Origin of the sequence: Pseudomonas fluorescens (assembly GCF_001307275.1) — a bacterium.
Lineage (GTDB): Bacteria > Pseudomonadota > Gammaproteobacteria > Pseudomonadales > Pseudomonadaceae > Aquipseudomonas > Aquipseudomonas fluorescens_AA.
This window is the reverse complement of record NZ_CP012831.1, coordinates 3775344-3788894: the sequence shown is the minus strand read 5'-3', so window position 1 is coordinate 3788894 and position 13551 is coordinate 3775344. Positions and strand designations below refer to the sequence as shown.

The 13551-nt window shown below is 60.7% G+C and carries 11 protein-coding genes; 3 read left to right on the top strand and 8 right to left on the bottom strand.

The window, feature by feature from the left end; genetic code table 11:
• Positions 1 to 252: 252 nt before the first annotated feature.
• The 7 genes from AO356_RS16820 to AO356_RS16790 all read right to left on the bottom strand — a co-directional run bounded on the left by AO356_RS16820 (position 253) and on the right by AO356_RS16790 (position 10404).
• Entirely contained in the window at positions 253 to 2802 is a 2550-nt protein-coding gene (locus AO356_RS16820; RefSeq protein WP_060740702.1) for a helix-turn-helix transcriptional regulator, read from the bottom strand.
• A 299-nt stretch (positions 2803 to 3101) separates the two neighbouring features.
• A complete protein-coding gene (locus AO356_RS16815; RefSeq protein WP_060740701.1) occupies positions 3102 to 4469 on the bottom strand; it encodes a DUF1329 domain-containing protein in 1368 nt (455 codons plus the stop codon).
• A 22-nt stretch (positions 4470 to 4491) separates the two neighbouring features.
• Positions 4492 to 6285 (bottom strand): DUF1302 domain-containing protein, encoded by a 1794-nt coding sequence (locus AO356_RS16810; RefSeq protein WP_060740700.1) that lies wholly within the window; start codon positions 6283 to 6285, stop codon positions 4492 to 4494.
• 639 nt (positions 6286 to 6924) lie between these two features.
• Positions 6925 to 7836, bottom strand: coding sequence for an SDR family oxidoreductase (locus AO356_RS16805; protein WP_060740699.1), 912 nt, complete (start codon positions 7834 to 7836; stop codon positions 6925 to 6927).
• A 287-nt stretch (positions 7837 to 8123) separates the two neighbouring features.
• A complete protein-coding gene (locus AO356_RS16800) occupies positions 8124 to 9026 on the bottom strand; it encodes an alpha/beta fold hydrolase (protein ID WP_060740698.1) in 903 nt (300 codons plus the stop codon).
• Positions 9026 to 9808 (bottom strand): class II aldolase/adducin family protein, encoded by a 783-nt coding sequence (locus AO356_RS16795; protein WP_060740697.1) that lies wholly within the window; start codon positions 9806 to 9808, stop codon positions 9026 to 9028. The genes AO356_RS16800 and AO356_RS16795 overlap by 1 nt, the downstream gene beginning before the upstream one ends.
• A 140-nt stretch (positions 9809 to 9948) precedes the next feature.
• Positions 9949 to 10404, bottom strand: a complete 456-nt coding sequence (locus tag AO356_RS16790) for a flavodoxin (protein ID WP_060740696.1) — start codon at positions 10402 to 10404, stop codon at positions 9949 to 9951.
• A gap of 155 nt (positions 10405 to 10559) precedes the next feature.
• On the opposite strand from AO356_RS16790, the gene AO356_RS16785 reads away from it, so the two are divergent.
• Positions 10560 to 11033, top strand: a complete 474-nt coding sequence (locus tag AO356_RS16785; protein WP_060740695.1) for a PAS domain-containing protein — start codon at positions 10560 to 10562, stop codon at positions 11031 to 11033.
• Positions 11034 to 11087: 54 nt separating this feature from the next.
• Positions 11088 to 11693: a hypothetical protein gene (locus AO356_RS16780; protein WP_060740694.1), complete on the top strand. Its 606-nt coding sequence runs from the start codon at positions 11088 to 11090 to the stop codon at positions 11691 to 11693.
• Here the strand turns inward: AO356_RS16780 and AO356_RS16775 are convergent.
• Positions 11690 to 12646 (bottom strand): MerR family transcriptional regulator, encoded by a 957-nt coding sequence (locus AO356_RS16775; RefSeq protein ID WP_060740693.1) that lies wholly within the window; start codon positions 12644 to 12646, stop codon positions 11690 to 11692. The genes AO356_RS16780 and AO356_RS16775 overlap by 4 nt on opposite strands.
• A 219-nt stretch (positions 12647 to 12865) precedes the next feature.
• Between AO356_RS16775 and AO356_RS16770 the strand changes: the two genes are divergently transcribed.
• On the top strand, positions 12866 to 13426 hold the full coding sequence (locus tag AO356_RS16770) for an antibiotic biosynthesis monooxygenase (RefSeq protein WP_060740692.1): 561 nt from the start codon (positions 12866 to 12868) through the stop codon (positions 13424 to 13426).
• Positions 13427 to 13551 lie beyond the last annotated feature (125 nt).

Genomic DNA, 13551 nt, shown 5'->3' with positions numbered 1-13551 from the left:
CCTAAACAATGTTTTGCACACCAACTTCAACCCAAAATCCTTCAAGTTAGCTTTAGGCAATCCTTCTATTATAGAACCAAATAAAAAGCCCATAGTCCAACTTGAAACATGAATTACGCCTTCACTAAGGATGGCCGAAAAAAGCTCCCCTCCAAAAGATAAAGCCCAGTAACCTAGCAGGTTACAGACCTTTCACTTCTTAACATGCGGTTTTTTTCAGAGCTTCCTTAGGTTTCAAATCACTCATTGCCGCTACCCCATCACCCCCATGCCCTTGGCTTTTGCCACCGCCTGGGTACGTCGTTGCACACCCAACTTGCTGTGGATGCGACGCGCATGGGTTTTCACCGTGTGCAACGAGATGAACAACTGTTCGGCAATCTGCTGGTTTGAATGCCCTTGGGCAATCAGCTCCAGGACCTCCAGCTCGCGATGACTGAGCAAGGTGTCCTCGGCGGTGACAGGCGACTCGGCCTGTTCTGCCGATTGGCCCCAGCGCAACAGTTCGGGCTGGCGCAAGCGCAGTTCGCACAACGCTTGCTGGGCCCGCCAGCACGTGACTCGCTTGAGCCCCTCTTGCAGCAGTGCGCGGGCCTGGGCACGATCGCCGGACAACCAGACGACCTCCGTCAGCACCAGGTGCAGTTCGGCTTCCAGGCTGTGCATTTCACCGTGCTGCGCCTGGGCGATCATGGCCTGCAGGCGCGCCTGTGGCGCCTGCGCCCGCTGCAAGTAGACTTCGGCCAGCACCAGCAGGTATTCAAGTCGCGCAATCAGTTCCAGGGTCGCGGGAGGCGCGTGCTTGGCCTGGGGTCCGCGAAAATGCCGCAAGACGCGGGTCAAGGCTTCATGGGCCAGTTCCGCCCGCCCCTGTTGCAACCAGAACTGGCAGCTGGTTTGCAACAACACGCCACGGTAAACGGTGTCGGGAATGTGGCGCTGCTGCATGACCCGCTCGGCATCGCGCAGGTGCATGAAGGCCTCGCCGTAGTCGCCCTGGTTGGCAGCCAGGCAGGCCTTGCCGAGAAAGCCATAGAGCACCTGTTTGTCCTGGCTGTGCAGGCCCGTTTCCAAGCCCGTTTGAAAGTGCTCGGCGGCCCGTTCCTCAAACCCCATGCGCAACGCCAGGCGCCCGCGCCGCAAGGCAATCCGTCCCAACAGCGCAGAAAAGTCCTGGCCCGGTTTATCCAGCAGTGCCTGGACAGCGGCCAGCAAATGATCGGCCCGATGCGGCGCGCCGCGTTGCTCCAGGACCTGGGCGTGGTCCAGTTCCAGCAATCCTTCAAAGACCAGCGAACCCTGCGCACGCGCCAGGCATAACGCCTGGCGGTTGATCCATTGGGCCGAGGCCAGTTCGCCAGCCAGCAGCGCCTGCTGCGTCAGCCCACCCAGGCACAGCACCCGTTGGGACCAGGCCTCGGGGTCCAGGCTGGCCTGGGCCTGGAGGAAATGTTCGCGCGCCGGTTCGCCATCGCCCGAGAGGTGCAGCAACCAGCCGCGCAAGACCAGCCACCTGGCCAGCACCTGTCGCTGCCGACAGGCCGAAGGCTGCGGCAGAAACCTGGCCAGTTGCTCGATGCATGTCGACGCCTCATCGAAGCGTCCGGCGAACAACAGCGCAGCGGTGACCAACCCCACCGACTGCGGCGTATCAAGGGTCAGCGCTTCGCCTTGTTGATCGTGCAAGCTCAGCAACAACACCACGTTACGGCGCTGCAAGACGTGCTCGAAATTCAAATGCTGCAAGAAACTGACCGCGGTCTCGAACTCCTCGGCCAACATGGCTTGCTCGAACGCCATTTGCCAGTCCTGCTCGGCGGCAAACCACTGGCAGGCCCGGCGGTGCCAGGAGCGCCCCTGGGACCAGGGCTCTTCACGCACCAACCGGGCCAGGGCCGGGAAGATTTGCAACCAATCCGAGGTCTGCTCCCACGGCTCGATGAAACACCCCAGCTCCAGCAACAACGGCAGGCATTGGGCGCCCACCGTGTCGCCGAACAAGTGCTCGCACAGCCGGGCATTGAACCGCGGCAGATGCGCCAGCACGCGCCAGGCCTGTGCCAGGTCCGGAGTCAGCGTGCTGAACAGTTCGTACTCCAGGTAGTCGAGCAAGGTCCCCGGCCGCCCCGGTGTCGCATGACTGCGCGCCCATTCGCAGCGCTCGAGCAGGGTGATGCGCACACCGGCACACCAGCCACCATTGCGCTGAATCACCTCGCGAGCCGTGCGGGCAGCCTGGGGGCCGGGCAGATGACGAAGCAGTGGCTGGACATCATCAGGGGTGAAGAACAACGCCTGCGGATCAAACTCGTGCAGTTCGTCATCGAGCAACAGTCGCGGCCAGTTGCAGTGGGGGCGGCGGCGGCCATTCAACCACAGGTGCAATGCCGGGCTGCTGGTGTTCAACAAACGGTCGAGCAGTTGGTCCAGCTCGGGGTTCGGCACCCGGCAATAGTCGTCCAGGAATAACCAGGTGGGGGTTTGCAAACGCGCCAGGTGGGCCAACAACCCCGTTTCGTCCAGCACCGGCAGCCCGAGGGTCTGCGCCAGGCGCTCGCACATTTGCACCGCGCTTAACGCCACGCCCCCCAAGGGCAACCAATGCAGCCGACAGTCGCTGGGCGCTTGCAGGAAGCACTCGGCGAACAACGCACTCTTGCCGCTGCCCGCCGGCGCGCAGAGCAGTTTGACCCGCGCCTCGGAAGCCAGCAGCGGCTCGCTCAGGGACCGCCGCGGCAGATGTGTCGAGGACAGACGAGGCAGCAATCCTGGACGGTCCGGACACGGAGTCATGGCGGTCATGTGGGTGATCCTGTTTATTGTTATCTCACCACCCTAGTCCTGTGTCGCCGACCTTTGGAGAAGTATTCAGCGCGCTGATTGTCGCTCATAAAAAAACGACCGGCAGAGGGGCTGCCGGTCGATCACGATTATCAAGTCAGGCACAACCTTGTGGGGAAAGGATTCACCGTGGGAGCAAGGCTTGCCCGCGATGAACGATAACGCGGTTCAGCTTTCAGACTGCGGTGCGGCCATCGCGGGCAAGCCTTGCTCCCACTGATAAATCCACTCGCTACCGTTCTCTTTCCAACAGTCAGACCTTACCGAACCCCGGTCGAACGCAGCGCCGCCGGCGTGTAGTCGGCTGCCCGGGCTTCGAAGCCGTACTCGTAGCTGTGTTTCTCTTCGTTCTTCATCCCCAGCGCGATGTAGCGGCCGGCGATGATGTCGTAGAGCGCCTCCAGGGTGTAGCCCGGGTTCTGATGGTCGTAGTAGAACTGGGCATGACCTTCGGCCACCCGCCACAGTTGACCGCGACCGTCGTAGTGGTCCACCAGCGCCGCCTGCCAGCTGTCTTCGTCGAAGTACATGTGGCGTTTGGCGTAGATATGCCGCTCGCTGGGCTTGACCGTCCCGACCACTTCCCAGACCCGGTGCAGTTCATAGCGGGTCAGGTCCTGGTTGATATGACCGGCCTTGATCACGTCATCGTACTTGAGGCTGGGCGAATCAAGCTTGTAGCTGTTGTACGGGATGTACATTTCCTTCTTGCCGATCAGCTTCCAGTCGTAGCGGTCCGGCGCGCCGGAAAACAGGTCGAAGTTGTCGGAGGTGCGCAACCCGTCGGCGGCGGTGCCCGGGCCGTCGTAGGCCACTTGCGGGGCACGACGCACACGGCGTTGGCCGGCGTTGTAGATCCAGGCCAGGCGAGGTTCCTTCACTTGGTCGAGGGTTTCATGCACCAGCAGCACGTTACCGGCCAGGCGTGCCGGGGCGGTGACCTCCTGCTTGAAATAGGTCAGTACGTTACTGGCCTTTTCCGGGTCGGCATCCTTGATCAGGAACGGCACGGCGATTTCTTCTTCGAAGCGGATCGGCGTGAAGCCGCCATTGGTCTGTGGCGTAGCCTGGGTAATGATGCGTCGCAGGTTGCCGCCGTGATAACGGGTGATGTGGTTCCATATGACTTCCACGCCGTTCTTGGGAATCGGGAAGGCGTAGTAACGGTTGCCGGTGAAGTTGGACAAGCCGTTACCGTCGTTGATGGACGTCACGTTGAGGGCGCTGCGCTTGGCCGACTCGTAGATTTCCGGCGGCAACGCGACACTTCGATGGGTCGGGTAGACCGGGATCTTGTAGGTCTCCGGGTAGCGTTTGAACATCGCCACCTGCCCTTCGGAGAGCTTGTCCTTGTACTTGTCCACGGTCGCGGCAGTGATGGTGAACAACGGTTTTTCATTGGCGAACGGGTCGGCCAAAAAGCCCTTGCTGTCCACCGCCCCGGCGTTTTTCGCGATGCCACCGGTCCAGGCCGGGATCGAGCCATCGGCATTGCCGGCTTTTTCCGCGCCCAACGGCGTGAGGCTGGTGCCCAGTTTGTTCGCTTCCTCCGGCGAAACCGCCGCCATCACGTTCGCGGCCAGCAGGCTCAAGGCCAGGGCACCGCATTGCAGGATCATCTTGCGCATTGGGTTTTCCTTGTCAGCCAGATCAGAAGTTCACGCCGAAGCTCAGCGCGAGGAAATCGCGGTCTTCGAGAACGTTGTAATCGCCGCCAAAAAAGTCGGTGTAGCTCAAGCTGGCGGTGTAGGTGTTGCGGTAATCGGCATCGACACCAACGCTGATGGCCTTGGCGCCTTCGTTGAACAGACCGTTGGGGCCATAGCCGGCCACGTCGTGGGACCAGGACACATTGGGCTTGAAGTTCACTCCGCCGATCACGTTGGAGTAATCGAGAATCGCCCGGGCGCGGTAGCCCCAGGACGTCGAGGTGACGAAACCATCGGTGTCGCCCTGGAAGCCGTATTGGCCATAGACCGAGTCACGGCCATAACGCAGCTTGTCCTTGGACTCCAGGCCACCGACATGCACCACCGCAGCCTCACCGACCAGGGTCAGGCGATCAGCCCCCAGCACCTGATCGAAGAAGTGCGTCAGGGTGCTCTGGACCTGGGTCACTTCCTTGCGCCGGTAACCGGTGTTGTCGGCTCCCGGTGCGGTCGCGATGGGCGATGCCGCGCCACCGGCAATCGGGTTGACCAGGGCCAGGGTCAGGTCGTTGGTATTGACCTGCACCGGCGCGTTGGGACGGTAGCTGACTTCCCCGGTCCAGGCGGTGCCGGTGGGCAACGTCGTGGAGAAACTGGCGCCGTACAGGCGGATGTCTTCCGGGTATTCAAGGTAGTACCCACCACGGCCCAGCATCACGCTTTGCGCCAGACCCGCACCGCTGCCAGGGGCCAGGCCGTTGGCGATCGCGACCATTCCCGGCAACGCCGCCAGCGTCGACAGCCCCGCCGTGGTGGTCCCGACGGTAGGCGTACGGCTGTGGTAATTCATGAAGTACAGGCCATACTCGGTGTCATCGCCGAGCCAGCGCAACGCCGTGCCCCACTGGCCGGAGTCGCGAGCGTCGCGGTCGCCGCCACGGGGAATGATCACCCCTTCGCTGGACACCTGGATCTCCTGGCCGAATGCCTGGGTCAAGGGCACGAACGGCGCAATCGCCGGACTGCCCACGGTGTAACCACTGGTGCAACCATCGGCCACCACGTCATTGCCGAAGAACGTGCCGCAGTTATCCACCACGGTCTGATCCCACTCCAACTGGTAGAAACCTTCGATGGTGAGCTTGTCGGTCAGGCCCTGGGAGGCGAACAGCATGTTCACCGGGATCAGGCCTTCCTTGATCTCCGCACCGGGGCGACGGAACGCGGACACGTCCACCGGGTTGATGCTGTTGATGGAGTTGCCGATGAAGGTGCTTTCCCCCCAGCTGACCACCTGCTTGCCGGCGCGCACGGTGCCTGGCAAATCGGCGATGGAATAGTTGTGATAGACGAAGGCATCGAGAATCTGTGCCCCCGAGGACTTGGCGCCTTCCTTGCGATTGCTGTCGCTGATGTCCTTGAACTCGCGGCCCTCATCCTTGAGCTCGAAGTCATACCAGTACTTGCCACGCACGAACACACCGGTATCGCCGTACTTGAGCTCGAGGTCGTGCAGGCCCTTGAAGATTTTGGAAAAGGTCTCGCCTTTCTTGAAATTCAGCCGTCCGTCATCACCGGTGGAGGATTGGCCTCGCCCGCCGTTGACCGTGCCGACCAGGTCTTTGTCGGCATCGCGCATGCCCCAGCTCGCGCCCACGGACAGCGACGAATCGAACTGACCCTCGATCTCGCCAATGTTGAATGAAACGGCCTGCGCCTGGGCAGAGCAACCCAAGGCCACCGCGACGGCCAGCGCCTGCGGCTTGAAGATGGCGCGCATTGTTATTGTTGTCATGCGTCTTCCCCGGTGAGTGACAGAGGCTTCACCCTACTGCCGCACGCCATGGGCGATAAGCGCACCAAGGAGGTATTCGCGCTGTACCTCAAAAGGATTACAGCCCCTGCGGGACGGGCGTTTGCGCGCCCCATGGACGGACTGGATGATGGGCCATCAGCGCCACGCATATTCCTGCCCCGCCTGCGACTGTTACGCGCCCTGCAACGGTGCATGTCCGGATCCGGGCTGTTTCCCGTCGGGCTCGTTCCCTATGCTGGCCGGGCTTGCAGGGCAACGGGCCTGCAAGCGCAAGTCGCCATGGCTTTCCCTCCAGCCTGGCGCACCGTCATTCGGATGGATTGGTGTATCGGTCCATCATCCCGTGTTTATCGACGTTGGTTTGTAGCTCCTTTGCAACGTCACGCTTAGGCCGCTGCTTTTTGCAGCGGCCTTTTTTATGTGCGGTGATTTCCGAGTTAAAACTTCTTGTTTCCTACGTTGCTGTAGGAAATCCCCGGCGCGCGCTTTGCCTGGATGTTGAGCCGTGTGAGATAGGGCCCTATCGAGACCACCGCGAACCTGGCGGCCCGGGTGAACAAAGAATTGTCCATCAGCACGCTTGCCGCGCCTGGCGGCAAGCGGCACGGGCGGTGAGGTTTAGATAGCGTGGCGTTGCAGATTCGCCATCATTTCTTTCAAGGCTTCCAGGTTGTCGTTCGGGTGTACCGCATCCTCGAAGTCGCAGATCTGCTGCCAATGGGCGGCGACGTCTTCGGGCGAAAAGCCTTTGCGCGGGTCGAAGCCCGCACCCAGGCTGCGCTCCCAGCGCACCTTGCCCATCCAGCCGCCGCCCACTTCGAACAAGCCGGAGGTTTCCTGGCAGGTCTCACTGGCCAGGTACACCACCAGCGGGCTGACGAGTTCGGGCTTGAGTTGTTCGAACACCTGCGGCGGGATCAGGCCTTCGGTCATGCGGGTGCCGCCAGTGGGGGCGATGGCATTGACCAGGATGTTGTTCTTGCGGCCTTCGATGGCCAGGGTCCGCGTCAGGCCATAAAGGCCGAGCTTGGCCATGCCGTAGTTGGATTGGCCGAAGTTGCCGTAGATGCCCGAGGTGGACGCGGTGAAGATCACCCGCCCGTAGTTTTGCTCACGCAGGTGCGGCCATGCGGCCCGGGTCACCTTGTAGGCACCCTCGACGTGGACGCGGTAGACCAGGTCCCAATCGGCGTCGTCCATTTTGTGGAACGTCTTGTCCCGCAGGATCCCGGCATTGTTGACCACCACGTCGACGCGACCGAACGCATCGAGCGCGTTTTGTACCAGCTTGTCGCCATCGGTGACCGAGTCGTGGTTGGCCTCGGCGATGCCGCCCGCCTCGCGGATTTCGGCGACCACCCGATCCGCTGCCGAGGCATTGGCCCCTTCCCCTTGCGCCGAGCCGCCAAGATCGTTGACAAGCACTTTCGCGCCTTGTCTGGCGAACAGCAACGCATGGGCGCGTCCCAGGCCTCCGCCGGCTCCCGTGACGATCACGACTTTATCTTCGAAGCGCACAGACTCACTCATGGCAGAACTCCAGCAGGCGGACAGGACAATGACCACGAGTGTCCGGCACCTCTCGGCCGGTCACAATCAACACGACTGCCAGTGAATGGTGGCCGATAAGGCGGGGGGATGATGCAGGCCCAAGCGACGGCAGCGCATTCGATTTTCCTGCTGGCCAGGGGACCGCTATCGCGAGCAAGCTCGCTCCCACAAGGGATTTTGTTGTTCACAAATTCCGTATTTACAATCGACCCACTGTGGGAGCGAGCTTGCTCGCGATAGCGGTCTTTCAGTCAGAAGAGATGTCGTCAGGAACAGGCCATTTGTCTGTGCGGCGCGACGATGGTTTCGCGAAACGCCAGGTAATGCTTGAGCACCTGCACCGGTGCCTCGGTGTGCGGGTAATGCCCGATGTCGGGCAGCAACACCGTGTCCGGGTTTGGGATCAGGGCCTCGTAGCGCGCCACCATGTGTTCACCGGAAATCGGATCGACCGCACCGTCGATCACCCGCAACGGCACTTCGCCGCGCTGCATCGCCAGCACCCAGCGATCACGCTGCACACGGCGTTCGGGAATATAGCCGATGAGTTTGTGCATGATCCGCGGACCGTGATGAGCCTCCACGAGGCTCCAGAAGTCATCCAGCTCGCTTTCGGTAGGGCCGGTCCCGGGGCCGAAAATCTGCCGAAAGTTGCTGGCCAGGCTTTCCCGGGAGAACATCCGCCCCAGCAGCCAGCCCAGGGGGCTCAACAAGAGTTTCTGAGCCCATACCGGCCGGTGTGTTTCGGGGAACAGGCCGCCATTGAGAAAGACACAACTCTCAAGGTGGATGCGTGCTTCGTAATGCCGGGCGAGCAGTTCCTGGGCCACGCTGTCACCGTAATCGTGGGCCAGCACATGCACCGCGCCCTTCACATTCAAGTGCGCCAGCAAGGCTTGCTGCAGATCGGCTTGCTCCAGCAGGCTGTAAGCGTGATCCATCGGTTTGGCGGAATCGCCGAAACCGAGCATGTCGCACGCGATCACCCGGTAGCGTTGCGCCAAGGGTTGCCACAGGTAATGCCAATCCCAACTGGCGGTGGGAAAACCATGGATCAACAGCAGCGGCTCACCCTGGCCCGCCACCCAGTAACGGATGGCGTGGCCACGGAACAGGAAAGTCTGGCCGCGCTGGCGCCAAATACGCAGGGGAATCTGGGCCAGGGGCATCAGCTTCTATACCCGGTGTCTTGTTGATCAAGCTTGCGCAGCAACGCCGGCCAGGCCAAGGCGCCGCCCATGCCTTGGGCGCTTTTGGTCACCCCGGCGATCATCGCCCGGGCGCCGGCCAGAATCTGCGGTTCGATGGCAATCAATTCGGCCCCGCCGTTCTGGGCCAGGACCTGGATGTCACAGGCCCGTTGAAAGGTGAACATCATCAGGAAGGTGTCGGCGATGGTTCCGCCGCATGTCAGCAAGCCATGGTTGTGCAGCATCAGGAAATTGCTGTCGCCCAGATCGGCCTGCAGGCGCGCCTTTTCTTCGTGATTCAAGGCCACCCCTTCGTAAGCGTGATAGGCCAGGCTCGACAGCACGAACAACGCTTGCTGGCTGATCGGCAACACGCCTTGCTTCTGCGCCGACACCGCGACACCGGCGGCGGTGTGGGTGTGCAGCACACAAGCCACGTCATGGCGCACCTCATGCACCGCGCTGTGGATGGTGTAGCCAGCCGGGTTGATCTCGTAGGGGCTGTCCATCAACTTGTTGCCGGTCTGGTCAACCTTGACCAGGCTCGAGGCGGTGATTTCATGGAACATCAGCCCGAACGGGTTGATCAAGAAATCCTCGGTGCCGGGGACCTTCGCAGAGATATGGGTGAAGATCAGGTCATCCCAGCCATGTAGCGCGACAAGTCGATAACAGGCGGCAAGGTCCACCCGGGTTTGCCATTCGGCCGCACTGACCTGTTCCTTGATACTGAGTGTCGTTTGGACGGGCGCTACGCTCACGGCTATGGCCTCTGGTTTCTTGTTATAGGAGTTTTGTCATCAAAACGTCGTACTCAAGAAAGTCAGTCTAGTCAGGTCTTTCAGAGGCGGTAGTTGCATTGGCAGCCAGCTTACTGGCCAAACGAGTCAGCGCATCCGCTTCAAGACCGCAACGTGTCGATCAACTCAGCCAGCCACGGCTCGGCGTCAGTTTCCGGCGTGACGCTTTCGCTGGCATCCAGACGCAGCATCGGCAGCAGCTCGCGAACGCCCAGTTCGGCGAACAGTTCGCACATCTGCTCGCCGCCGGCGCAGAAGGTATCCCCGTAACTGGCATCGCCCAGGCCAATCACCGCGCCGGGCAAGCCGCGAAAGAACCCTGGCAATTGGTCGCGGATGGTCGAATACAACGGCATCAGACTGTCTGGCAGCTCGCCCATGCCGGTCGTAGACGTCACCGCCAGCAAAGCTTCTGGCGCGAATGCCTGGACATCCGCCAGGGTCGCACGAGGGTCGTGCCAGGCATCGAAGCCCGCGTCGCGCAGCAGTTTGGCGGCGTGCCGGGCGACTTCTTCGGCGGTGCCATACACTGAGCCGGAAAGAATGGCGACTTTCATCAATCTGATCCTGATCCTGAAAAAAGAGCCGGGATAGTAACAGTTGCACCCACAAGGCTGCGAATGGCTCTCAACGGCAGTAATGGCCAGTGGACAGCCCTTCGATTTCTTCTAAAATGCTGATTCAACAGGGATGTTCAAAAGGGATCTTTCAAATGATCAACGCTCAACTGATGCAATTGGTCATCAATGCTTCCAACGACGGGATTGTCATCGCTGAAAAAGAAGGCGAAGACAATATCCTGATCTATGTGAACCCGGCCTTCGAACGCTTGACCGGCTATCACCGCGACGAAATCCTTTACCAGGATTGCCGGTTCCTGCAGTCGGGTGATCGGGACCAATCGGCCTTGGAGCCGATTCGCCAGGCCTTGCGAGAGGGCGGTGCCTGTCGAGAGGTGCTGCGCAACTACCGCAAGGACGGCACGCCGTTCTGGAATGAGCTGTCATTGTCCACGGTAAAAAACCAGGCTGACGGGTACACCTATTTCGTCGGTGTGCAAAAAGACGTCACGACCCAGGTCAAGGCTCAACAACGCGTCGCCCAGCTGGAAAAGGAGCTGGCCGAAGCCCGGGAAACGATTGCCCGGCTTGAGGCGACGAACGGTGCAAACAAAACCCCGAATTAACGGTCAGTCACTACAATCACCAGTGAAAATGTAAATTATCCTTTCGAGCCGACCATGCAGCGCGATGCCCTTCTGACGCAGGATGAACTGGATTTCATCCGGACCATGCAACACAACCCGCAGTTGAACGAGCGGGATGTCACGTCGAGCTTGCTGGTCAACGGTGGGTCGCAGATCCGTGATCTGTTGACGCGCCTGGCGGCGAATGAGCAGGTCACCCTGCAAGCCAATTTCGAAAATCAGCAAATGACGTTTCCGTTGCACCTGGTGGAAGACGAATTCCATGCGATGCACCTGCGCCTGGGGGTGCCCAGCATCTACGAAGACGGACCGAAGATACGCCCGTGGCGCCTGACGCTCGACGAGCCGGTGGCGCTGGAAAATATCAAGGGCCAGCCGGGACCGCTCTGGGTCCACGAAGTGTCCTGCAAGGGTGTATTGCTGGAGAACCGCAGCCGGACCAAGCCACCGAAGCAGTTTGCCTTGTGGTTCAGCCCCTCAGGCTACGAAAGAATTTCGTTGCGTGGTGCCTTCGAACGGGAAACCGATCGAGGTTTGCTGGCCTACCACCTGAACCAGAATGACCAGGACGAGACTGAGCGCCTGCGCCAGTACATCCTGCAGCAACATCGCCTGACCCATCCCTCCATGCATCTCTAGGTGTCGAGGTTGCCTGCCAGAAATTGACGCAGGCGCTGGCGCATCACTGTGCCTTCGTTACCCAGGCAACCGATCGACGAGCCAGCCAGGCTTTCCTGCGCCAGGTCAGATGCTTCACCGGCCAGCATCAACGGACAATCCAGGCTCATCGCCAATTTGCCCAGGCGCTTGGACAAGTCCGGGACCGGCGCATGATTGGAAACCAGCACCAAGGCCAGCGGCTGGATCTTCTGGCACACCAAGGTCAGTTCGTTGAATGGCAGGCCGATCGACAGCGCCCTGACGCCCACGTCCGCGCTGGACAGGAACAGTGCCGCGACCAGCAACTCCAGCTCACGGCACTGGCCGGCCAGGGCACAGACCAGGACCCGCGGCGAATGACCTTCGCGCTTGAACAACAGCCGTTGGATGATGCGCGAACGCAGGAACCCGTCGAAAAACACCCATTCACTGATTTGCCCGAACTCTGGCTGGCGATACAGCATTTGTCGCCAAAGCGGCATCAGGATGTCCTGGAATACGACCGGCACGGTGTAGGTGGAAAAGACCTGGCCGTAGACGCGATCCAGTTCCACATCGTCAAAGTTGCCAACCGCGTCCGCCACCTGTTGTTGCCACCGGGCGTGATCAGCCTTGACCAGGTCGGATGAAAGCAGCGTGGACACCGGTTGCACCGCCTCGGTCTTGGCCAGGATCTTGCCCACTTTGCTGACTGCCACGCCGCGCTCGATCCATGCCAGGATGCTGCGAACCTTTTCGATATCGCTCAACGAGTACAGGCGATGCCCACTTTCGGTGCGAGTAGGCTGGATCAAACCGTAGCGCCGCTCCCATGCGCGTAGGGTCACGGGGTTCACGCCGGTCATGCGGGCGACTTCGCGAATGGGAAACAGATCTTCCCTTTTCAAGGCTGATGCCTGGAAAATAAAGCTATCCTCTGTGATTACGCTCATTTTGGCAGACAATTCCGGCTGGCAATTGGATCCTATCTTCCTCCTCCAAGACATGTCATGACAAGGGCAAACGTATTCAGGTGTGCGATTTTGTTGTTTTACGCACAATCGGGAATAATCCTTGCCTGTTTTTTGACGACCAGACGCTACCCACCACCCCGGGGCGTCCCCCGCAAACCTCCTACCCGGAGCACTGCGCCTGTGTTACGGAGATACATAATGTCGACCTCACCCGTCACTTTGATGGTGGCCCGCCGCGTCGCCAATGGACGTTATCAGGATCTGATTGCCTGGTTGCGCGAAGGCGAACAATTGGCCACCGATTTCCCTGGTTACCTGGGGTCCGGCGTGCTTGCGCCTCCGCCCCAGGACGATGAATTCCAGATCATTTTCCGTTTTGCCGACGAGCAGACACTGCACGCCTGGGAACACTCCGCCTCGCGCACGGCCTGGCTGGGACGGGGCAGCGATCTGTTTGCCCATCCCTCCGAACATCGGGTGCGTGGCATCGATGGCTGGTTCGGCACGGTCGGCCAGCGTCCGCCACGTTGGAAACAGGCCGTGGCCATCTGGCTGGCGTTCTTTCCCGTGTCGCTGTTGTTCAATTTCCTGTTGGGACCGCTGCTGGGCGAACTAGGCCTGTTGAGCCGCGTGCTCATCAGCACCGTCATCCTGACACCGCTGATGGTCTACCTGTTTATCCCGATGTCGACCCATCTGCTGGCGAACTGGCTCAACGGCGCGCCGCAGCGGGCATTGCCGGCTACGCAGAATCATTGAGGCCACCTGCCTCGATAGTCCTCCTGTGGGAGCGAGCCTGCTCGCGATAGCGGTGTGACAGTCAATGAGGATATTGAAGGTCAGGCCGTCATCGCGAGCAAGCTCGCGCCCACAGTGGGCAACTG